The 22,994-nt window shown below is 63.4% G+C and carries 2 protein-coding genes; both read right to left on the minus strand.

Annotated elements, in window-relative coordinates; genetic code table 11:
- Positions 1-88: 88 nt before the first annotated feature.
- Complete coding sequence (locus tag QMX84_RS04870) at positions 89-11,905, minus strand: non-ribosomal peptide synthetase (protein ID WP_282363321.1); 11,817 nt, start codon at positions 11,903-11,905, stop codon at positions 89-91.
- Complete coding sequence (locus QMX84_RS04875; RefSeq protein WP_282363322.1) at positions 11,905-22,944, minus strand: non-ribosomal peptide synthase/polyketide synthase; 11,040 nt, start codon at positions 22,942-22,944, stop codon at positions 11,905-11,907. The genes QMX84_RS04870 and QMX84_RS04875 overlap by 1 nt, the downstream gene beginning before the upstream one ends.
- Positions 22,945-22,994: the final 50 nt, after the last annotated feature.

The raw sequence follows: 22,994 nt of genomic DNA on the forward strand, positions 1-22,994 counted from the left end.
ACAGCTCGCGAGCAGGCTCGCTCCTACAGGGACTTTAAAATCAATCACTTAGTTAATATTTGATAACGATTTTTTGCTCCGCACCCGTTCAAGCCAGATCAAGCTGCACAGCCAACAGGTCATCCAGTTGCGCCAGCAATCGCGCATGGCGCAACAAGTCGTAATGGCCGCCACTCAGCACCTCATGGCTGGCGCCCGCGCCGATGTGTGCCGCGTGCACCCGGCGCTCGTCTTCACGGCCTGCCACCCACCAGTGGTGAGCTTGCACCCGAGTCTGCGGCAAGCTGCGCTGGGCCAACGCCAAGTGCTTGAGCTGTGCACCCACGGCGAAGATCTGGCTCAGTTCTGCCGCCCCCAACACACCATGCTCATGGGTGGCCAGCGCTGCTTCAATCACCTGCTCGGCGCTATGCTGTTCATCCGCCATTAGCATCTGCGCCTCGGCCTGCGTCACGCCCAACACGAAGCGCAAAAAGTCTTGTAGATCTTCACGCCCGTCACCGGCTTGCGCCGTACCCGCCACGTAGCTGTCGACCAACCCGGCAAACGCCACTTCCTGGCCCTGGGCCTCCAGCTCTTGCGCCACCAGCAAGGTCAACGCCCCGCCCAGCGACCAACCCAGCAGGTGATACGGGCCGTGAGCCTGCTGCTGGCGGATGTGCCCGGCGTAGGCCTGGGCCATGGCCTGCAAGGAGTCGTCCTGCCATGCCGGGTCCAGCAACATTCGGCACTGCACTCCATAGACGCTGCGGCGCCCGTCCAATTTACGGGCCAGCGGTTCATAGTCGAACACCGTGCCGAACCCCGCGTGCAGGCAAAACAACGGCGGTACGTCACTGACCCGGCTGTTGAGCGCCAACAAGGGGTCCGGCGCAAAAGCCGCAATGTGCGGTTCATAACCGCTCAGTTGCGCGATGCAGGGCTTTTGCATCAGGTCGCGCAGTTTCAGGCTGAAGCCCAAATGCGCCTGATGACGGACCTGCGAGATGACTTTCAACACCTGCAACGAGTCGCCGCCCAGCTCAAAGAAGTTATCGTCGATACCGACTTGCTCCAGGCCCAGCACGTCTTGCCAGATCTGCACCAAGGCTTGTTCCAGCGCATTGCGCGGCGCGCGGTAATGGTCTTGGGCACGCTGGGGCTGAGGCAAGGCGCGGCGATCCAGTTTGCCGTTGGCCGACAGCGGCAACCGTGCCAGTTGCACAATCTGCGACGGCACCATGTAGTCCGGCAGTTGCGCCTGGAGCTGTTCTTTCACCTCGCGCTCAAGGCCCTGGCCGGGCGCGGCAACCACATAGCCCACCAACTGCTTACCGGTCACACCCTCGAACACGTTGACTGCGGCGTCCTGCACGCCCTCGCATTGACGCAGGCGCGCTTCGATTTCGCCCAGCTCGATGCGGAAACCGCGGATCTTCACTTGTTGGTCCAGACGACCCAGGTAGTCGACTATGCCGTCTTCGCGCTGGCGCACCAGATCTCCGGTGCGGTACATGCGCCCGCCCTTGGCATCGAACGGGTCCGGCACAAAGCGCTCGGAACTCAAACCGGGCTGGTGATGGTAGCCACGCGCCAGGCACTCACCGCCCAAGTACAACTCGCCGCTGACACCTACCGGCAACGGGTTCATGTCCGCATCCAGCACGTACACACCTCGCCCGGCCACGCTGCGGCCAATCGGCGCGTAGGCGGCGTCACATTGCTGCGTCACCTCGGCGCGCCACAGCAGCGGCGTGACCACTGTTTCTGTCGGGCCGTAGCCATTGACCAGACGCTGCGGTTGCAAGGCGCGTTTAACCAGTTCAAAGCTGGCATCCGGCACCGCATCGCCGCCAAAGCAGTAAGTGTGCACCGCTGGCGGCGGCCCTTGGGTCAGCGCCACTTCGGCCAGTTGTTGCAGATAAGCCGGCGGGAAGCACGCCACATTGACCTGCTGCTCATGCAACACCTGCAAGGTCTGCTCGGGAGTCCACAGGTGGTCGCCACGAATCACCAGGCTGCCACCGGCCAACAACACACTGAGCCAGCGTTCTTGGGCACCGTCGAACGCGAACGACATAAAGTGCAATTCACGGCTTGCCGGGCTCAGTTCATACAGCTCGATAATTCCCTGGCAATGACGCGCAATCGGCTCGCGGGCCACCGCCACGCCTTTGGGCTGGCCGGTGGAGCCCGAGGTGTAGATCAAATACGCCAGGTGCCCGGCCAATGGCTGCACCGGGTGCGGCGTGCCTTGAACGTCCGCCAGTGTGTCCAGCTCCAGCCGCGCCAGGGCCGGATCAAACGCCACCCGCTGATCGACGTCGCTGCGGCACAGCAACAGGCTCGCGCCTGAGTCCGCCAACATAAAGGCCAGACGCTCAGCCGGGTAATCCAGGTCCAGCGGCAGGTAGGCCGCGCCCGCCTTGAGCACCGCCAAAAACGCCACTACGGTGTGCTCTGAGCGCGGCAGCGCCACGGCCACCACCTGCTCCGGGCCGATGCCTTGGGCCTGCAACTCACACGCCAGACCATTGGCTTGACGCTCAAGCTCGGCATAGCTCAGTTCGCGACCGTCACAGCTCAGCGCCCTGGCCTGCGGTTGGCGCAACACCTGCTGGCTAAAGCTCTGCACCAGATCAATCACCGGCAAAGCGGGTTGCGCCGGTTCGATACGGGCATCGGGCAAGCCGATGTCACCGATCACACGCTCGGCGTCTTGCGGCAACTGTGCCAGCAACCCTTCCAGTTGCGCACGAATGCGCTCGACCTCAGGCGCACTGAAGCGTTCGCGCAGGTATAGGTATTCCACCTCCAGGCCTTGCTCGCTGGCGCTGACCATCAAGTCCATCGGGAAGTTGGTCACCCCGCCGCTGCCGACCTCGGCAAAGCGCAATTCACCGTCCTGCTCGCCGCGCAAGGCGCGGTCTACCGGGTGGTTTTCAAACACGATGATGCTGTCGAACAGCCCCTGCCCGCCCTGCCCGGCCCAGCGCTGAATATCTGCCAGCGGCGTGTGTTCAAAGTCGCGGATCGCCAGGTTGTAGTCCTGCACCTGACGCAACCAGTCGCCCAGCGCCTGTTGCGGGTCGAGGGTCTGGATCACCGGCAAGGTGTTGATGAACAGCCCCAGCATGTCCTGCGCCCCGGCCAATTGCGTCGGTCTCCCGGCCACGGTGGCGCCAAAAGCCACGCTGCGCTGCCCGGTATGACGCTGCAAGAGCAACAGCCAGGCCCCCTGAATCAGCGTGTTAAGGGTGACGCGCTGGGCATTGGCAAAGCGATGCAGGCGCTGGGTCGCCGCGCTGTCCAGATAGCTGTACAACACGCCATGCCCGCTGCCTTGAGTATTCGCGGCCTTGGCCAAAATGCTCGGCGCGTCCAGCGCTTGCAGGCGCTCGCGCCAGAAGTGTTCGGCCTGCGAGGCGTCCTGGCGCTGCAACCAGTTGATGTAGTCGGCATAACGCCCGGTCAGCGCAGGCAACGCCTGCCCGGCGTACACGCGGAGCATTTCACCGAGCAGGCGCGAGGCGCTCCAGCCGTCGAGCAGCAAGTGATGGTAAGTCCAGATCATTTGCACTCGGGACTCACCCACCTGCACCAGGGTGAAGCGCATCAGCGGTGGGCAGTTGAGGTCAAAACCACGGGCCTGTTCATCCGCGGCCAGCGCCTGCAAGGCGGCTTCGGGCGCGGCATGATCGCGCCAGTCCAGCTCGACAATCGGCAAATCGGCTTGCCGATACACCGCTTGCATCGGCTCGGCCACGCCGTCGCGCCAGCGGAACGCAGCGCGCAGCACCTCATGGCGTGCGAGCAAGATTTGCCAGGCAGCGCGAAAACGCTCCACCTGCAACCCTTCAACCGCCACGCTCAACTGGTTGACGTACAGATTAAGCTCGGGCGACTCGATGCAATGGAACAGCATGCCCTGCTGCATCGGCGACAGCGGGTAAACATCGTCCAGCTCATTGCGATCAATCGCCAGCGTGCCGGGTGCAAGGGCAAACGCCGGAGTGTTGAGGGCTTCAAGCCGTTGCGGCTCGGCAGTCTGCGCCAGAGCCGCCAACGCACGGATAGTTTGTGCGGTAAACAGCTGTTTGGGGGTAAAGGCCAGCCCACGGGCCCCGGCACGGCTCACCGCTTGCAGGGAGATGATCGAATCACCGCCCAGCTCGAAGAAGTTCTCGGTGACGCCAATCGCCTCCAGCCCCAGCAACTCCTGCCAGATCTCAACCAGCAACACCTCGGCCGGAGTGCCTGGCGCGATACGTTCAGCCACCTCCCGACAGGCCTGCGGTGACGGCAGCGCCTGCCGGTCCAGCTTGCCGTTGGGGGTCAGTGGCAATGCCGCCAAGCACAGCACGTGGGCGGGCAGCATATGCGCGGGTAAACGGCTGCGCAGATGATCGACCAGCGCTTGGCGTAACGCCGCCTCGTCGCCCAACGGGTCACGGGCCACCACATAGCCCACCAATTGGCGACTGACCGGGCCTTCGCGGTCCACCACCCAAGCTTCGCGCACGCCGTCGTGCTCCAGCAAGCAGGCTTCAATTTCGCCCAACTCGATGCGGAACCCGCGAATCTTCACTTGCTGGTCAATCCGCCCCAGGTACTCAACCACGCCGTCTTCGCGCAGCCGTGCCAGGTCGCCACTGCGATACAGCCGCGCGCCCGGCACAAACGGGTCGGGCACAAAGCGTTCGGCGGTCAGGTCCGGGCGCTGGTGATAACCGCGGGCAATGCCTTCGCCGCCCAAATACAGCTCACCCGCCACACCCACTGGCAGCGGCTGCATGCTGGCATCCAGCACATAGGCGCTGCGTTCACCCACCGGGCGCCCGATCGGCAAGAACGCCGAGTCAAATTGGGTGTCCGGGTAAGCGCACCAGATCAACGGCGTGATCACCGTTTCGGTCGGGCCGTAGCCGTTAATGATGCGCGGCGGTTGCAACACCCGCTGCACTTCATCAAAGGCGTGCTTGGGCATGCCCTCACCGCCCACGGTATAGGAACGTATTGGCAGCGTGCGCCCGGCTTCACCAATGTAATCGGCCATTTGCAGCAAATAGCTCGGGGTAAAACAGGCGATGGTGATGCCGTGGCGCTCGATTTCTTCGCAGGTACGCTGCGCGCTCCAGACCTCATCGTCACGGGGCATCAACGCCGAGCCGAACATCAGCGGTGTCAGCCAGCGCTCGTGGGCACCGTCAAAACTGATCGAAGCAAATTGCAGCTCGCGGTCGTCCGGGGTCATGCCGTACAGCGCGCCAATGGCCAGGCAATGCATGGCCAGCGGGCCGTGGGCCACGCTCACGCCTTTGGGCCGCCCGGTCGAACCCGAGGTGTAAATCAGGTACGCGAGGTTCTGCGCCGTGATCAGGTTGACCGGGTTGCTGGCCGGCAAGTAGCTGACGTCTTCACGGTCGAGTTCCAGCACCGGCAGGCCGTCGATCTGCGGCAACTGCTTGCGCAACCACGACTGGCTCAGCAGCAAGGCAATGCCGCTGTCCTGCATCAAGTAACTCAAGCGCTCTGGCGGGTACGCCGGGTCCAGCGGCACATACGCGCCCCCGGCCTTGAGAATCGCCAGCAAGCCGATAATCATCTGCGGCGAACGTTCTACCGCCAGCCCCACCCGTACTTCGGGGCCGATCCCCAGTTCACGCAGGCGATGGGCCAAACGGTTGGCGCGCTGGTTGAGTTCGGCGTAGGTGAAGGTGCTGCTGTCAAAAATCAGCGCCGTGGCGTCAGGGCGTAGCGCCGCCTGCGCGGCGATCAACTGATGCACGCTCTGCCCGGTCGCGGCTTTGGGTGGCGGGTTCCACTCGCGCAATTGCCGGGTGTGCTCGGCAGCACTTAGCAGCGGCAATTCACCCAACGCAGACAACGGCGCCGCCACCATGGCGTGCAGCAGGCACGCCAAGTGCTCGCTCATGCGGGCAATGACCGCCGGGTCAAAATGGCTGCGCAAGAAGCTCCAGGTCAGGCTCAACTGGCCTTCACTGACCGCCGCCAGTGTCAGCGGGTAGTTGGTGCGCTCATGGTTGACCGGCACGGCAAAGCTCAAGCCCTCTGGCGCGCCCTGCTCCAAGGCCGCGCCGATGGGGAAGTTCTCGAACACCAGCAAACTGTCGAACAGTGGCTCACCGGCACGCCCGGCCCAGCGCTGCACATCGCTCAGCGGGGTAAATTCATGCTCGCGCAGCTCAAGGTTGTGCGCCTGCAAACGGCTCAACCACTGCGCCACACTTTCAGCCGCCTGTGGCTGAGTGATCACCGCCAAGGTGTTGATAAACAGCCCGAGCTGGTTTTCTGCACCCGGCAGGTCCACCGGGCGCCCGGACACAGTGGCGCCAAACGCTACGGTCTGCTGACCGCTATAACGCTGCAACAACACCGCCCAAGCGCCCTGCACCAAGGTGTTGAGGGTGATGCTGTGCTGGCGGGCAAAAGCATTGAAGGCCTCGCTGCTCGGCCCATCGAACACCTGCCGATGATCCGCGTACTCGCTGCTGTCTGAACCACCGTGCGCCAGGCTTTGTGCCAACAGCGTCGGGTTGTCCAGGGTCGCCAGTTGCGCACGCCAAAAGGCTTCATCGGCCTGGGCATCCTGCCCTTGTAGCCAGCCGATGTAGTCGGCAAAGCGGCCCTGATGAGTGGCCACATCAACCCCGGCATAACGCTGCAACACCTCACCCAGCAGCAAGGCATTGCTCCAGCCATCCAGCAGCAAATGGTGATGGGTGTAGATCAGTTGCTGGCGCTGCTCATCGAGACGCACCAAGGCCAGGCGCAGCAACGGCGGTTGCGCCGGATCAAACTGCAAACGCTCGCTGCGCGCCAGCAACTCCAGCTCGGCGGTTTGATCGGCGCGGCCGCGCCAGTCGAGCACGGTCAGCGGCAGTTCCAGCACCCGCTGCACCACCTGCACCGGCTCACTGGCGCCCTGGGGCCAATGGAAACCACTGCGCAAAATCGGGTGTGCATCCAGCGTCGCCTGCCAGGCCTGCGCCAAGCGGGTGGCGTCCAGCCCGCTCGCCGCGACGCTGAGCTGGTTGACGTAGGCTCCGGCCTGGGGCTCGTACAGGCTGTGAAACAGCAAACCGCGCTGCATCGGTGACAGCGGATACAGGTCTTCTATCTGCCGTGGCGGCACGGGCAGTTGGTCAAGTTGCGCCTGGGTCAGGTTAGCCAGCGCAAAATCCGCCGGGGTCACGCCGCTGTGCTGCGGGTTGAGGCAATGCTCAATCAGCGCCTGCAACTGGGCCTTAAGGCTTGAGGCCAGGGCCTCGATATCCGCCGTGTCGAAACATTCCTGGCTGAAGCTCAGGTCCAGCTTCAATTCACCGCCATACACCTGGCCATCGACCGACAACCAGTTGGCCAACGGCGAATCCAGGCTCTGCGCCGCGCCGCTAGCCTCTTGAGCCGGGACGAATAACCCGTCGTCGTTGAAGCTCTGGTCAAACTGGCCCAGGTAGTTGAACGTCACCCGTGCCTGCGGCAATGCCGCGAGGCTGGCTTGGGTCTGGGCATCGCCCTGGTAGCGCAACAATCCAAAACCCAGGCCCTTGCCCGGCACCTCACGCAGTTGCTGCTTGATCGCTTTGATCGACTCGGCCATGCCCGCCGCTGGGGTCAACTTGACAGGGAACAGGCTGGTGAACCAACCCACCGTGCGGGTCAGGTCGATGCCCGCAAACAGGTCTTCACGGCCGTGGCCTTCCAGCTGGATCAAGGCCGTCGAATCGCCGGTCCAGTCGCACAGGGCGCGGGCCAAAGCGGTCAGCAGCAGGTCATTGATCTGCGTGCGATACGCCGCAGGCGCCTGTTGCAGCAAGTGTCGGGTTTGCTCCCGGTCCAGGCCCAGGCTCACCACCTGGCGATAGCGCAACGCTTGGCTGGCCTCCGTGCGGGCATGGGGCAACCGGGCGCTGGCGCCTTGCAACTGCTGCAACCAGCTGTCGCGTTCTGCCATCAATGCCGGGCTTTGCGCATAGGCCGACAACTGCCGGGCCCAGTCTTGCAAGGCGCTGGTTTTTTCTGCCAGGGCTTGCCCGGCATAGGCCGCCTGCAAGTCTTCAAGCAACACCCGCCACGACACGCCGTCCACCACCAGGTGATGAATCACCAGCAACAAACGCTGGGCCCCTTGCTCGTGGTCGATCAACACCGCGCGCAGCAGCGGCCCGTCGTGCAGCGACAAACTGCGCTGCGCCTCGTCGCACAAGGCTTGTAACGCCTCGCTGCTTTGCACTTGGGCGGTCCACAGCAAATCGGTGGCCGCACTGCTGTCCAGCGGCACATAGCGCGCCGTCCATTGCCCGGCCTGCTCGCGGAACTGCAAACGCAACGCGTCGTGTTGGGCCAACACCTGCTGCAAGGCGGTTTGCAGGCGCAGCAAGTCCAGCGGCTCGCGCACGTCCAGCAGCACCGACTGGTTCCAGTGCTGGGGCTGCTCGGTTTGATTGGCAAAGAACCACTGCTGCACCGGGGTCAGTGTTTGCGTACCCACCACCGGCCCTTGGGGGATGTGTGCAACCTGTAGCGGGCTTGCCACAGCGGCCAGCGCCTGCAAGGTCGGCTGTTGAAACAGGTCACGCGGCTGCAAGCGCAACCCGGCACGCCGCGCCCGGCTGACCACCTGAATCGAGATGATCGAGTCGCCGCCCAGCTCAAAGAAGTTGTCCTGACGGCCGACCTGCTCAAGCCCCAGCACGGCTTGCCAAATCGCCGCCAACTGGCGTTCGTTGTCGCTGCGTGGTGCCTCGAAAACCCGCTGGCTGACGCTGGCCTGCGGCGCCGGCAACAACTTGCGTTCCAGCTTGCCATTGGGGCTCAGCGGCATGCGCTCGATCAACAGCAACTGCGTCGGCACCATGTAATCGGGCAGGCTCAGCAGTACATGGGCTTTAAGGGTGTCACGCCAGGCGGCTTGCGCCTCGGGCTGTTCCAGCAGCGCCACGTCGCTGGGCACCAGATACGCCACCAACTGGCTGTCCAGCGCCAGTACCACGGCTTCCTGAACCTGCGGGTGTTCTTGCAGGCGCGCTTCGATCTCGCCCAGCTCGATGCGCAGGCCGCGAATTTTCACCTGATGGTCGATCCGGCCGCAGTACTCGATAGCACCGTCAGCGCGATAACGCGCCAGGTCGCCAGTGCGGTACAGCCGTTCGCCACTGCCAAACGGGTCGACCACAAAGCGCTCGGCCGTCAATGCCGGGCGCGCATGGTAGCCCCGGGCCAAACCCGCGCCCGCCAAGTACAACTCGCCAATGGCGCCGGTCGGCAAGGGCAACAGTTCCGGGCTGAGGACGTAGGTACGCAGGTTGGCAATCGGCCGCCCGATCGGCACGCTGTCGCGCTGTTCTTCAAGGCACGTCCAATGGGTTACGTCGATGGCCGCTTCGGTAGGCCCGTACAAGTTGTACAACGCCGCTTGAGGCAGGTTACTCATTGTCTGGCGTTGCAAGGCAATCGGCAGCGCCTCGCCGCTGCACACAATCCGCCGCAGCGAGTGACACTGCACAGCCTCGTCGCTGTTGATGAAGGCTTGCAGCATCGACGGCACAAAATGCAGGGTGGTAATCCCCTGTTCGACGATCAGTTGCGCCAGTCGCTGCGGGTCGCGGTGCGCACCAGGAGCGGCGACCACCAACGTCGCGCCATGCATCAGCGGCCAGAAAAACTCCCACACCGACACGTCAAAACTGAACGGGGTTTTCTGCAAGACCCGGTCGGCAGCGTTCAGGCCATAAGCTTGTTGCATCCACGCCAGCCGGTTGTACAACGCGCCATGGCTGTTGCCTGCGCCTTTGGGGCGGCCGGTGGAGCCCGAGGTGTAGATCACATAGGCCAGATTCTCGGGATGTGCCAGGTTAGTCAGGTTTTCAGCGCGCTCATGATCGTTTGAGAGTTCGCGAGGCAAGCTCGCACCTACAGTGGGGTCCAGGATCATGACGGGGATGTGTGGCGGCAACGCCATCTGCACGTGCGCCTGGGTCAGCAGCAAACTGATGCCGCTGTCTTCAACCATATAGGCCAGGCGTTCAGCCGGGTATTCGGGGTCGAGCGGCACGTAGGCGCCCCCGGCCTTGAGAATCGCCAGCAAGCCAATCACCAGTTCCAGCGAACGCTCGCACGCCACGCCCACGCGCACTTCCGGGCCGACTCCGCTCTCGCGCAACTGATGCGCCAGACGGTTGGCCCACTGATTGAGTTCGCGATAACTCAACGACTGCCCGGCAAACACCAGTGCACAAGCATCCGGCGTGGCGGCCGCTTGCGCTTCGATGTGCTGGTGCACGCAGGCAGGGCCGGGATAGTGCTGTTGGGTGGCATTCAGGCCATACAACGTGGCCTCGATTTCATGGGCGGCGAGCATCGGCAACTCGCTGATCGCGCACTCAGGGTTCGCCACCACGCCTGCCAGCAGAGTGCGCCAATGCGCGGCCATGGCTTCAATGCGCGGGGCATCGAACAGATCAGTGGCATAAGTCAGGCTGGCCAGCAGGTGCTCGCCTTCTTCATGGGTATCTAGCTGCAGATCAAACTGAGCAGTGCGGCCCGCCCATTCCAGGCTCTCGACCTGCAAGCCGGCGAGCATCCCGCGCAGTGCGCCGGGGCGGCTTTGCTGGTGGTTGAACATCACTTGGAACAACGGGCTGTGGCTCAGGCTGCGATCCCCCTGCAAGGCATTGACCAGCCGTTCGAAGGGCACGTCCTGATAACCCTGGGCATCCAGTGCGCGGTCGCGGGTCTGGCTCAACAATTGGCTGAACGGCATGCGCCCGTCCAGCTCGGCCCGCAGCACCTGGGTGTTGACGAAAAAGCCGATCAGGCCACGGGTTTCCGCACGTGTGCGGTTGGCCACCGGCACACCGATACGCAGATCCTGCTGGCCGCTGTAGCGGTGCAGCAGCACCTGAAAACTGGCCAGCAAGAGCATAAACGGCGTCACCCCACGCTGCCTGGCCAGGCTCAGCAGGCCTTTGGCCAACTCGGCTGGCAGCGCGAAATCCAATCGCGCACCTTGCTGGCTTGGCTGCACAGGGCGTGAGCGGTCACTGGGCAACTCCAGCACCGGTTGCTCGCTGCCCAGTTGCCCGCGCCACCAGTCTAGTTGCCGCTCCAGCTCCCCGGCCTCCATCCAGCGCCGTTGCCACAGGGCGTAGTCGGCGTACTGAATCGCCAGTTCTGGCAACTCTAGGGTTTGGCCTTGGGCATGAGCCGCATACAACTGCGAAAACTCATCGACCAGCACGCCCATCGACCAACCATCAGCCACGATGTGGTGCAAGGTCAGCACCAGCACATGATCCTGCGCGTCCAGCTGCAACAGACTCACCCGCAGCAACGGCCCGTGTTGCAGATCAAACGGTTGCGCGATGTCTTGCTCAACCTGGCGCAGCGCCAGGTTCAGGCGTTCGGATTGCGGTTGGTCACGCAGGTCGTGGCGGGCAATTAATACTTTGTAGCCGCTGCCGCAGGCTGCGATGGGTTGCGCAGCGACCCTGCTTTGAGTTTCAAAAGCGAAGGTCCTTCGGCCCTTATCGCAGCCTTCGGCAGCGGCTACAGAGGCTGCATGTTCGCTGTCATCTTCAGCAAAGACCCTACGCAAGCTGTGATGGCGCTCCAGCAAGGCATCAAAACTGTGCTGCAACGCCGCCACGTTCAGCTCGCCGCGCAAACGCAAGGCGGCCGGGATGTGGTACGCCGCGCTTTGCGGGTCAAGCTGCCACAAGAACCATTGCCGTTGCTGGGCATAGGACAGCGCGCAGGGTGCGTCTGGCGATGCGGTCTGCGGGATCGGCAACTGGCCGAAACTGACGCCCTGCTCTTGCATCTTGTGCAAGAACTCTCGGCGCTGCTGCGGTGCAAGGCTGGCGAAGCGGTTGGCAATACGCCAGGCGGTAGAGTGTTCCATCAGTTGATCTCCATCTCGTCGAGCAGCGACTCAAGTGCGCTCAGACGAACATCGTTATCCGCAGGCGTTTGGGCCTGTACCAGGGCGGCATAGGCGTGCAGGTCGGGGGTTTCGAACAGCGCACGCAGCGCCACTTCAAGGCCCAGTTCCAGTTCGACCCGGGCGTTGGCCTGGGCTGCGAGCAGCGAGTGCCCGCCCAATTCAAAGAAGTTGTCGTGACGCCCTACCCGCTCGATTTCCAGCACCTGAGCCCAGATCGTTGCCAGCCTGGTTTCCAGGTCGCCCACCGGGGCGCTGTAAGGGCGCTGCCAGTGCTCGGCGTCAGGCAGTGGCAACGCCTTGCGATCGAGCTTGCCGTTACCGGTCAGCGGCAGGGCTTCCAGCAGCAGCCAGTGGCTCGGCACCATGTAATCCGGCAAATCGACCTTGAGCGCGGTGCGCAATTGCTCGCGCCACGCCAACGGATCGATTGGCGTCTGCTCGGCCACCACATAGGCGCAGAGCTGGCCCTGATGCACGCTCAGCACCGCATCGCTGACGCCCACTTGCTGTTTAAGGCACGTTTCGATTTCGCCCAGCTCGATGCGGAACCCGCGAATCTTCACTTGCTGGTCGATCCGCCCCAAGTAGTCGATGTTGCCGTCAGCGCGCTGGCGGGCCAGGTCGCCGCTGCGGTACAGGCGCACGCCCGGCGCAAACGGGCTGGGCACAAAACGCTCGGCGGTGAGTCCGGCGCGTCCGTGGTAGCCACGGGCCAGACCGGCTCCGGCGATGTACAGCTCACCGGCACAGCCTGGCGCCACGGGTTGCAACTGGCTATCAAGCAAATACCAGCTGAGGTCGCTGATGGGCCGGCCGATCGGGCTTTGTACCCTGGCATCGAGGTCTTGGGTGCTCAGGGCGCGCCAGGTCACGTGCACCGTGGTTTCGGTGATGCCGTACATGTTGACCAGCGTGGTGGGCGCATCACCAAAGCGCGCGTACCACGGGCGTAAGCTCGCCACATCAAGGGCTTCGCCACCAAAGATCACCCAGCGCAAGGCCAGTTTTTGCGGGCTGTTGCAGGCAATGGGCAGCAATTGCCGGAACGCCGTCGGGGTCTGGTTGAGCACCGTGACTTGCTCATCGCAGAGCAACTGATGGAACGCCTGCGGCTCGCGGCTGATGAAGTACGGCACGATCACCAGACGCCCGCCGGTGCACAGCGCGCCGAACATCTCCCACACCGAGAAATCGAACGCATAGGAATGGAACAGCGTCCACACATCACTCGGACCAAAGGCAAACTCATCGGCGGTGGCGCTGATCAAACGGCCGACGTTGGCATGGCTCAGCAACGCCCCTTTCGGGCGCCCGGTTGAACCCGAGGTGTAGATCACATACGCCAGGTTGTCGGGCCGGGTAAGGTTGAGCAGATTGTCGGCGCTAAACGCCTCCCACTGCACATGTTCCAGACATAGAGCCTGCACGCCGACCCGCGGCGGCAGGTTTTCCAGCAGGTGCTCCTGGGTCAGCAATAACTGAATGCCGCTGTCTTCGATCATGTAGCTCAGGCGCTCGGCGGGGTATTGCGGATCGAGTGGCACATACGCGCCCCCGGCCTTGAGAATCGCCAGCACCCCGACCACCAACGCCACAGCCCGCTCAGTGGCAATGCCAACCCGCACTTCCGGGCCGACACCGCGTTCGCGCAACCTGCGGGCCAGGCGATTGGCCTGGGCGTTGAGCGCTGCATAGGTCATCGAATCGTCACCGCAGCGCAACGCCAGGGCGTGCGGGTGCAAGGCGGCCTGCGCCTCGAACAGTTGATGCAGGGTTGGCCCGGCAGGCTGCACCTCAACCTGCGGGTTCCAGTGCGTCAGCAACGCCTGTTGCTCGTCCGGACCCAGCAAGGCCAACTCAGCGATACGTTGCTGGGGTGCCTGCACCACCGCGCGCAGCAGGTTCAGCCAGTGCCCGGCCAAGCGCTCAATGGTCGCGGCGTCATACACATCGCAGGCGTAGGTCAGGCTGGCGTGCAAGCGCTCGCCCTGTTCTTCGGTGTCCAGCGCCAGATCGAACTGCGCCGTGTGCTGCTGCCAGTCCATGCGCTCAATGCTCAGGCCCGGCAGTTGCCGCTCGACGCTCTCGCCGATCTGCCGCTGATGGTTGAACAGCACTTGAAACAGCGGGCTGTGGCTCAGGCTGCGCTGCGGCTGCAACGCGTCTACAAGTTGCTCGAACGGCAGGTCTTGATGCGCTTGCGCCCACAGGGCGTTGCGCTTGACCTGTTGCAGCAGGCTGGCAAAGGTTTGCTGGCCGTCGATCTCGCTGCGCAGCACCTGGGTGTTGATAAAGAAGCCGATCAGGCCTTCGGTTTCGAGTTGCCCACGCCCGGCATTCGGCACCCCGACATTGATCGCCGACTGGCCGCTGTAGCGATGCAACAAGGTCTGATAACTGGCCAACAGCAGCATAAACAGCGTCACATTGTGCTGTTGCGCCAACTGCCGCAGCGCACCCGCCAATGCCGGTTCAATAGCTACCTCCACTCGCGCCCCCCGCTCACTGCGGATCGCCGGGCGAACCAGCTCGCTGGGCAGCTCAAGTGGTGCATGCTGGCTGCCGAGCTGTTCACGCCAGGCGTTCAACTGGCGCTCGCCCTCGCCAGCTTGCAATCCGTCGCGCTGCCAGGCGGCGTAATCGGCGTAGCTCACGGCCAAGGGCGGCAGTTCATGGCCCCGATACAACTGACTGAATTCATCGACCATCACCTGCATCGACCAACCGTCAGCAGCAATGTGATGCACGGTCAATACCAGCACGTGCTCATCGTCCGCCACCTTGAGCAGCAACACGCGCAGCAACGGCCCCGTGCGCAGGTCGAAGGGCTGACGCATTTCTTCGGCCACCTGCGCGTCAATCTGCGCGGCTGATGGCTGATCGAGGGTCAATTCACGCAGCGCCAGCGGCAAATGTGCGTGCAGCACGCCACGGGCCTGGTCACCGTCCTGAACAAAGGTGGTGCGCAAGGTTTCGTGGCGTTGTTGCAGGGCGTTGAAGCTGCGCAGCAAGGCCTCGCGATCGAGTGAACCTTTAAGCCGCAGCGCCGCCGGAATGTTGTAGGCCGCGCTGTGCGGGTCGAGCTGCCAGAGCAACCATTGGCGCTGCTGCGCATACGACAACACGCTGGGCTGGCCGGGCGCACGCGGGCGCAATGGCGGCTGACTGAGGGATGGCGGCTGTGAGGCGCAACGGGCAGCGAAATCGCTGAGCACGCTGCTTTCAAACAGGCTGCTCAGCGCCAGTTCGATACCCAACTGCTGGCGCACCCGCGACACCACTTGCGCCACCAGCAGCGAATGGCCGCCCAGTTCAAAGAAGTTGTCGTCGCGGCTGACCGCCTCAAGCTTGAGCACCTCTTGCCAGATTGCGGCAATACGGCTTTCGATCCCGGCGTGGGGCGCAATCACCTCGCGCTGCCAGTCAACCGCTTGGGCCTGGGGCAGCGCCTTGCGGTCGACCTTGCCGTTGGCATTGAGTGGCAAGCCCTGCAATTGAACCCAGTGCAGCGGCACCATGTAGTCCGGCAGTTGCGCCTTGAGCGCAGCCTTCAAGGTCTCGCGCCATTCGCTACAGGCATTTGCTTCATCGTCGGCCACCACAAAGGCCACCAGCGCCTTGCCGGTCGGGCTGTCCTGCACGACCACGGCGGCTTCACGCACGCCAGCCAGGTCACGCAGACGCGACTCGATTTCACCCAATTCAATACGGAAGCCGCGCACTTTGACCTGCTGGTCGATACGGCCGACGTATTCCAGTTGGCCGTCCGGGCGCCGCCGGGCCAGGTCGCCAGTGCGGTACAAACGCTCGCCCGCCCTGGCGGCGTAAGGGTCAGGCAAAAACACCGCCGCGCTGCGCAGCGGGTCGGCGAAATACCCCCGGCCCACGCCCGTACCGGCCACGTACAACTCACCGACCACACCGGTCGGCGCTGGCTGCAAGTCGCCATCCAGCACATACAAACGGTTGTTGTCGGTGGCCAGGCCAATCGGCAAATACGCGCCCTGGGCCGACGCCGCGTCAACACGAAACAGCGCCACGTCGTCCGAGCATTCGGCTGGGCCGTAGGCGTTGACCAGACCAATCTGCGGGTAACGCTGCAACCAGCGGCGCGCCAGCTCCGGGGGCATGGCTTCGCCGGTGGGCAGCATCCAGCGCAGCGCAGCCAGCGAACCCTCGGGCTCGTCGAGCAGGCTCTGGATCAGCGACGGCACGCTTTCGAGCACGGTGATCCCGCGTGCGGCCACATGCGTCAGCAACGCGGCCGGATCATGGGCGATGGCGTTGGGCACGATGTCGACCTGGGCACCAAACAACGGCGCCGCGAGGAACTGCCACACCGAAATATCAAAACTCTGCGACGCCGTCTGGGCGATCACGTCCGCCGCGCTCAGGTGCAGATACGGTTGTTTGCTCAGTTGGTTATTGAGCATCCCGGCCTGCTCGACCATCACCCCTTTTGGCGTGCCGGTGGAGCCCGAGGTGAATATCACATAGGCCAGGTTGTTGGGCGCGGTGTAGATGCCCGGTGACGTGCTGCAATACCCGGCGCCTTGCACGTCCTCCCACACCAGCAAGGGCGGGCGCTGCGCCGGGCTGAGCAATGCCAGCACGCGCTCGGCCTGTTCACGGCACGCCGCACTGGCTACCAGCAACGGCACATGCCCCAGTTGCAGCAACGCCAACAGGCGCTGGGTCGGCAAGTGCGGGTCGAGGGGCAAGTAGCCCGCCCCGGCCTTGAAGGTGCCCAGCATCATGCCCAGCAGTTCGAGGCTGCGCTCGGCCAGCAAGGCCACAGGCTGGTCAACAGTGACGCCCGCCGCCACCAGCGCATGGCCGAGCCGGTTCGCCCGCTGATCCAGCATCTGGTAGGTCCAGCGCTGATCCAGGCACGTGGCAACCACCTGCTCCGGGTGCGCCGCCAGTTGCGCTTCAAATAGCCGTACATAAGCCTGCGCCAACGGGTAATCGCGGACGGTCTGGTTGCCCGCCTGCAACAACTGCGCACGCTCGTCAGCCTCCACTAACGGCAGGTCGGCAACGTTGCCTTCGGCGTGTTCGCCAATCGCCAGCAACAGGCGCTTGAAGTCCGCCAGCAAGCGCTCGACCGTGGCCTCATCAAAAAAGCGTTTGTCGTACGACAGGTGCAAGCCCAGCGCATCGCCGGGGTACACCACCACGGTCATCGGGTAGTTGGTGTGAGTGCGCGCGCTGTCGGACTTGGCGCTGATCTGCTCGGCGCCGCTGACCACCGCGCTCTCCACCGGGGCGTTTTCATAGACAAACAGGCTGTCGAAAATCGGCTGGCCTTTGTCCAGCGCACTGCACGCCTGAATGCTCAACAGCGGCAAATGCTCGTGTTCACGCAGCGCCAGGTTGTGCGCAAACACCCCTTGCAGCCACTCGCGCACGCTGACCCGCTGCCCTGCCTGCGGCAAACGCATGCGCAGCGGGATGCTGTTGATGAACAGGCCAACGGTGTCTTGCATTTCCGGGCGATTGACCGGGCGCCCAGCCACGGTGACGCCAAACAGTACTTCGTCGAGCCCGCTGTAGCGCTGCAACACCAGCGCCCAGGCGGCTTGGGTCAGGGTGTTGACGGTCACGTGGTAACGCTGGGCCAGTTCGCGCAAGGCGCGGCCCTGGCTGACCTCCAGGTCGGCATAGCAATCACCGATCTGCGAGAACCCGCCCTGACGGCGCACGGCACGGTCAAACGGCAGCGGCGTCGGCTGTTCAAACCCGGCCAGTTCAGCGCTCCAGGCCTGCAGCGCTTCACGCTCGCCCTGGGTTTGCAGCCATTCAATAAAGTCGCGATAACGCGCCGCGGGTGGCAGGCTGCGCTGGCCGCTGTACAGGACAAAGAAGTCTTGCAGCAACAACGAGCGGCACCAGGCATCAATCAGGATGTGGTGGTTGCTGAGGATGAACCAGTAATGCCCGGCGCTGCGACGGATCAGGCGCAGGCTGAAAGGCGGCGAGTTGAGCAAGTCAAAGCCTTGGGCCCGGTCCTCGGCCAGCAACGTTTGCAACGCCGCTTCGTGTTCGCCCTCGGGGCGATCCGTCCAGTCGTGCACTTGCACGTTGGGCGCGGCATCGCGGTGGATGATTTGCAGCATCTGGCCGTCATCGTCGAGGCTGAACGAAGCGCGCAACGCATCATGACGCTGCACCACCGCGTGCCAGGCTGCGGTGAAGCGTGGCAGGTCGATTTCGCTGTCGATGATGTAGCGGTCTTGCATGTAGTAAATGCCTGAGCCGGGCTCGAGCAAGGTGTGTACCAGCAAGCCCTGCTGCATCGGCGATAGCGGGTAGATGTCTTCGATGGCACTGGCCGCAACCTTGAGGGCGTCCAGTTGCGCCTGGGTCAGTTGCGCCAGCGGGAAGTCCGACGGGGTCATACCGCCTTGCTCGCTGTTGACGCAATGGGCAATTAACGACGTCAACTCATCCCGATAATCGTCCACCAGTGCCTGCACGGTGGCGTCGTCAAACATCTCGTGGCTGTAGGTCCATTGCAGGTTGAGTTCGCCGCCATACACCTGCCCTTCGATGCTCAGCCAGTTGGCCAGCGGCGCGTTTTCGTCTTGGGCCAGCCCGGCGCTTTCAGTGGCCGGGGCAAACATCGCGGTGTCATCGAACTGCCGATCAAACTGGCCCAGGTAGTTGAAGGTAATGCGCGCTGTCGCCAGGCTGGCCAGTTGTTCAGCCACGCCCTCGCCTGCCAGATAGCGCAGCAGGCCATAGCCCACGCCTTTGTCCGGCACGCTGCGCAGTTGCTCCTTGATCGCCTTGATCGAGTCACCCAGATCCGCACTTGGAGTCAATTGCACCGGGAACAGGCTGGTAAACCAGCCCACGGTGCGTGACAGGTCGAGGTCGGCAAACAGGTCTTCGCGGCCATGACCTTCCAACTGGATCAAGCTGCTGGGCTGCCCGCTCCAGCGGCAAATCACCCGCGCCAACGCGCTCAGCAGCAGGTCGTTGACCTGTGTGCGATAGGTGGCGGGGGCGACTTGCAGCAACTGGCGGGTCAGCTCGGCGTCGAGGGTGAGTGACAAGGTGCGGGCATGGCGGTTTTGCAAGCCGGCATCAGGCCGATCCCATGGCAACTCGCTGGACGCGCCGGCCAGTTGGCGCTGCCACAGCGCCAGTTCCCCGACCCGCGCCTGTGCCTCATCGGCCAAGCGGGCGGTCCAGGCCTGATAGGCGCTGGTTTTGGCCTGCGCCGCCTGCACCGGTTGGGTGTAGAACTGCTGCAAGTCTTCGAGCAGCACCCGCCACGACACGCCGTCCACCACCAGGTGGTGAATCACCAGCAACAGGCGCTGGCTGTGATCGGCCATGTCCACCAGCAACGCCCGCAGCAACGGGCCGTTGTGCAAGTCCAGGCTGCATTGGGTCTGTTCGCACAGGGTTTTGAGTTCGTCAGTTGACGCGGCCTGACGCTGCCACAGCAGAGGCTCGTTCGGCAGCTCGGCATAGGCTTGCTGCCATTGGCCGTGGTGCTGAACAAAGCGCAAACGCAGCGCATCGTGATGGCTCACCAGCGTGTTCAGCGCCTGCTCCAGCAACCCGGCATCCACCGGCTGGCGCGGGTGCAGCAGCAATGACTGGTTCCAGTGCTGGCGCTGGGGCATGTCCAGGCTGAAAAACCACTGCTGCACCGGCGCCAGCGCCACCGCGCCCGTGGCCAGCCCTTGATCAACAAGGGTCTCGGTGCTCAGCGCGGCAATCCGGGCCAGGCTGCGGATGGTTTGATGCTGGAACAGGTCGCGGGGGCTGAAAGCGATCCCGGCCTGACGGGCACGGCTGACCACTTGAATCGAGATGATCGAGTCGCCGCCCAGGGCAAAAAAGTTGTCGTCGACACCGATCTGCGCCACGCCCAGTACCTGTTGCCAGATCTCGGCCAGGCGCAGCTCCAGCTCAGAGGCCGGTGCGACGTAGCCTTGCTGCACGGTGCTGATGTCCGGGCGCGGCAAGGCTTTACGATCGAGTTTGCCATTGGGCGACAGCGGCAAACGTTCAAGGCTGACCCAGTGGATGGGCACCATGTAGTCCGGCAAGCCGAGTTGCAGTTGGTTGGCCAATTCCGTTTGCCAAGCGTCGGCAGGCGCCTGCGCGTGCAGCACCACGTAGGCCACCAGTTGCTTGCCGTCGAGCACCTGCACCACGGCTTCGCGCACGGCCGGCTGCTCGGTCAGACGCGCCTCGATTTCCCCCAGTTCAATGCGCAACCCGCGCAGTTTGACCTGATGATCAAGGCGGCCCAGGTATTCAATGACTCCGTCAACCCGCTGGCGTACCCAATCGCCGGTGCGGTACAGGCGCTCGCCCTGATTAAACGGGCACGGCACAAAACGCTCTGCCGTCAGCGCCGGGCGCCGATGATAGCTGCGCGCCAGCCCGGCCCCGCCCAGATACAACTCCCCGGCCACGCCCAAGGCTACGGGCGAGAGGTTGGCATCCAGCACCAGCGTACGCAGGTTGGCGATGGGCAAGCCAATCGGCACGCTGGCCGCACCCTCATCGATGCAGGTCCAGTGCGTCACGTCGATGGCCGCTTCGGTCGGGCCATACAGGTTGTACAACTCGGCATCGGGCAGTTTGCTGAACACCTGCTGCTGGGCATCAACCGGCAACGCTTCCCCGCTGCAGACAATCCGCCGCAGGCTGGTGCACTGCTCAACGCCCACTTCATGAATAAATGCCTGCAACATCGACGGCACAAAATGCAGCGTGCTGATCTGCTGCTGGCGAATGGTTTCGATCAGGCGCAGCGGCTCGCGGTGCTCCCCCGGTTGCGCCACTACCAAGCGTGCACCGGTGAGCAGCGGCCAGAAAAACTCCCACACCGACACATCAAAACTGAACGGAGTCTTTTGCAGCACGGCATCGTCGGCCGTCAGCCGATACGCCTGCTGCATCCAGCTCAGGCGGTTGACCAGCGCAGCATGGGTGTTACCCGCACCCTTGGGTTTGCCGGTAGAGCCAGAGGTGTAGATCACATAGGCGAGGTTTTGCGGCCGGGTCAGATCAACCAGATTCTCTGCACTGTAGGCGCGAGCTTGCCTCGCGATCTGTTGATCGTTTAAACAATCAAGGCGCATGACCGGGATGTGTTGTGGCAATGCCGTCTGCAAATGCTCCTGCGTCAGCAATAACTGGATCCCGCTGTCGTCGATCATGTAGCTCAAACGTTCGGCCGGGTACTCCGGGTCGAGCGGCACATAGGCTCCGCCCGCCTTGAGAATCGCCAGCAGGCCGATCACCATTTCTACTGAACGCTCAACGGCGATCCCCACCAGCACATCCGGGCCGACACCCCGTTCACGCAACTCATGGGCCAGTTGGTTGGCGCGGGCATTGAGCTGCGCATAGCTCAAGGTCTGCGCGCCAAACACCAGCGCCGTGGCATCGGGGATCCGCTCAACCTGGGCTTCAATCAACACATGCAGGCCAGTGTGGGTCGGGTATTGAGCGTGGGTGCGGTTCCAGTCGTGCACACGGGTCTGTATTTCACTGGCGTCGAGCATCGGCAAGTCACCGATCCGCCGTTCGGGGTGGTCCACCAGCGCTCGCAGCAGGTTGCACCAGTGCCGCGCCATACGGCTGATGGTGGCGCCGTCAAACAGGTCATTGGCATAGGTGAGCGCTGCGTGCAGACGGCCAGATTTCTCGTAGGTGTCCAGGCTCAAGTCAAACTGCGTGGTGCGCCCTTCCCACTCAATCAGGCCCAGTGTGAGCCCCGAAGCCGTTTGGATCGCTTCAATGTCGGCCACTTGCGGCTGATGGTTGTACATCACTTGAAACAACGGGTTGTGGCTCAGGTTGCGCTCAAGCTTGAGGGCTTCTACCAATTGCTCGAACGGCAGTTCCTGATGGGCTTGAGCACCGAGAGCGGTCTCTTTGACCGCGGCCAGCAACTCGGCCACGGTGGTGTCTGCCGTCAGTTGGGTGCGCAGTACCTGGGTGTTCACAAAGAAGCCGATCAACCCTTCGACTTCACGGCGGTTGCGGTTGGCAATCGGCACGCCCACGCGCAGATCGTTTTGCCCGCTGTAGCGCTGCAACAAGATGTTAAAGGCGCCCAACAGCAGCATGAACAGCGTGACCGTGTGCTGTTGCGCCAAGGCCCTCAACTGCTCAACCAGCTCCGGGGCCACCGCGAACTCATGGCGCGTGCCGCGATAGCTGGGCACGGCCGGGCGCGGGTAGTCGTTGGGCAAGGTGATGACCGGGTGCTCATCACCCAGCTTGGCCTGCCAGTACGCCAGTTGCCGCGTTTGCTCACCGGCCTCCAGCCAGCGGCGTTGCCACAGGGCGTAATCGCTGTACTGGATGGCCAATTCGGGCAACTGCGGCGCCTCGTTACGCGCAAAGGCATCGTAACAGCGGATAAATTCGTCGATCAGCACGTTCATCGACCAGCCATCGGAGACGATGTGATGCAAGGTCAGCAGCAACACATGCTCGTCAGCGCCAAGCTTGAGCAGCTTGATCCGCAGCAGCGGGCCATTGGCCAGATCGAAAGGTTGCAGCGACTGCTGTTGGGCCTCAGCGGCCACCGCCTGTTCGCGCTCGATAGCAGGCAACAGGCTGAAATCCACAGGCTCGACGGTGATCGGCGCCAGGCGCTCGACTTGCTCCAGGCTGTCGTCAGGGTTCTGCCGGAACACCGTGCGCAAGGTCTGGTGACGCTGCACCACCTCAGCGAACGCCTGCTCCAGCGCCCTGAGATTCAGCGCGCCGGTCAGGCGCACGGCACCGGGCAAGTTGTAGGCACCGCTGTGCGGGTCCAGTTGCCACAAGAACCACATGCGCCGCTGTGCGTAGGACAGCGCCTGGCGATCCGCCTGAGGCACATCGCCAGGAATCGGAAACTGTGAAAAGTCGATCCCTTCCGCACGCAGACCGTCGAGGAATAACCGGCGTTTTTCAAGCGGCAATTCGATGAATCGGCGGGCAAGTTTGAGGGACTTCTCAGCATTCATCTGACTTCTTCCGTACACGTTGGCAATCGAGCTTTGGCTCGGCTATCCCT

Source organism: Pseudomonas sp. PS01297, assembly GCF_029959305.1.
In the GTDB taxonomy this organism is placed as follows: Bacteria; Pseudomonadota; Gammaproteobacteria; order Pseudomonadales; family Pseudomonadaceae; genus Aquipseudomonas; species Aquipseudomonas helleri.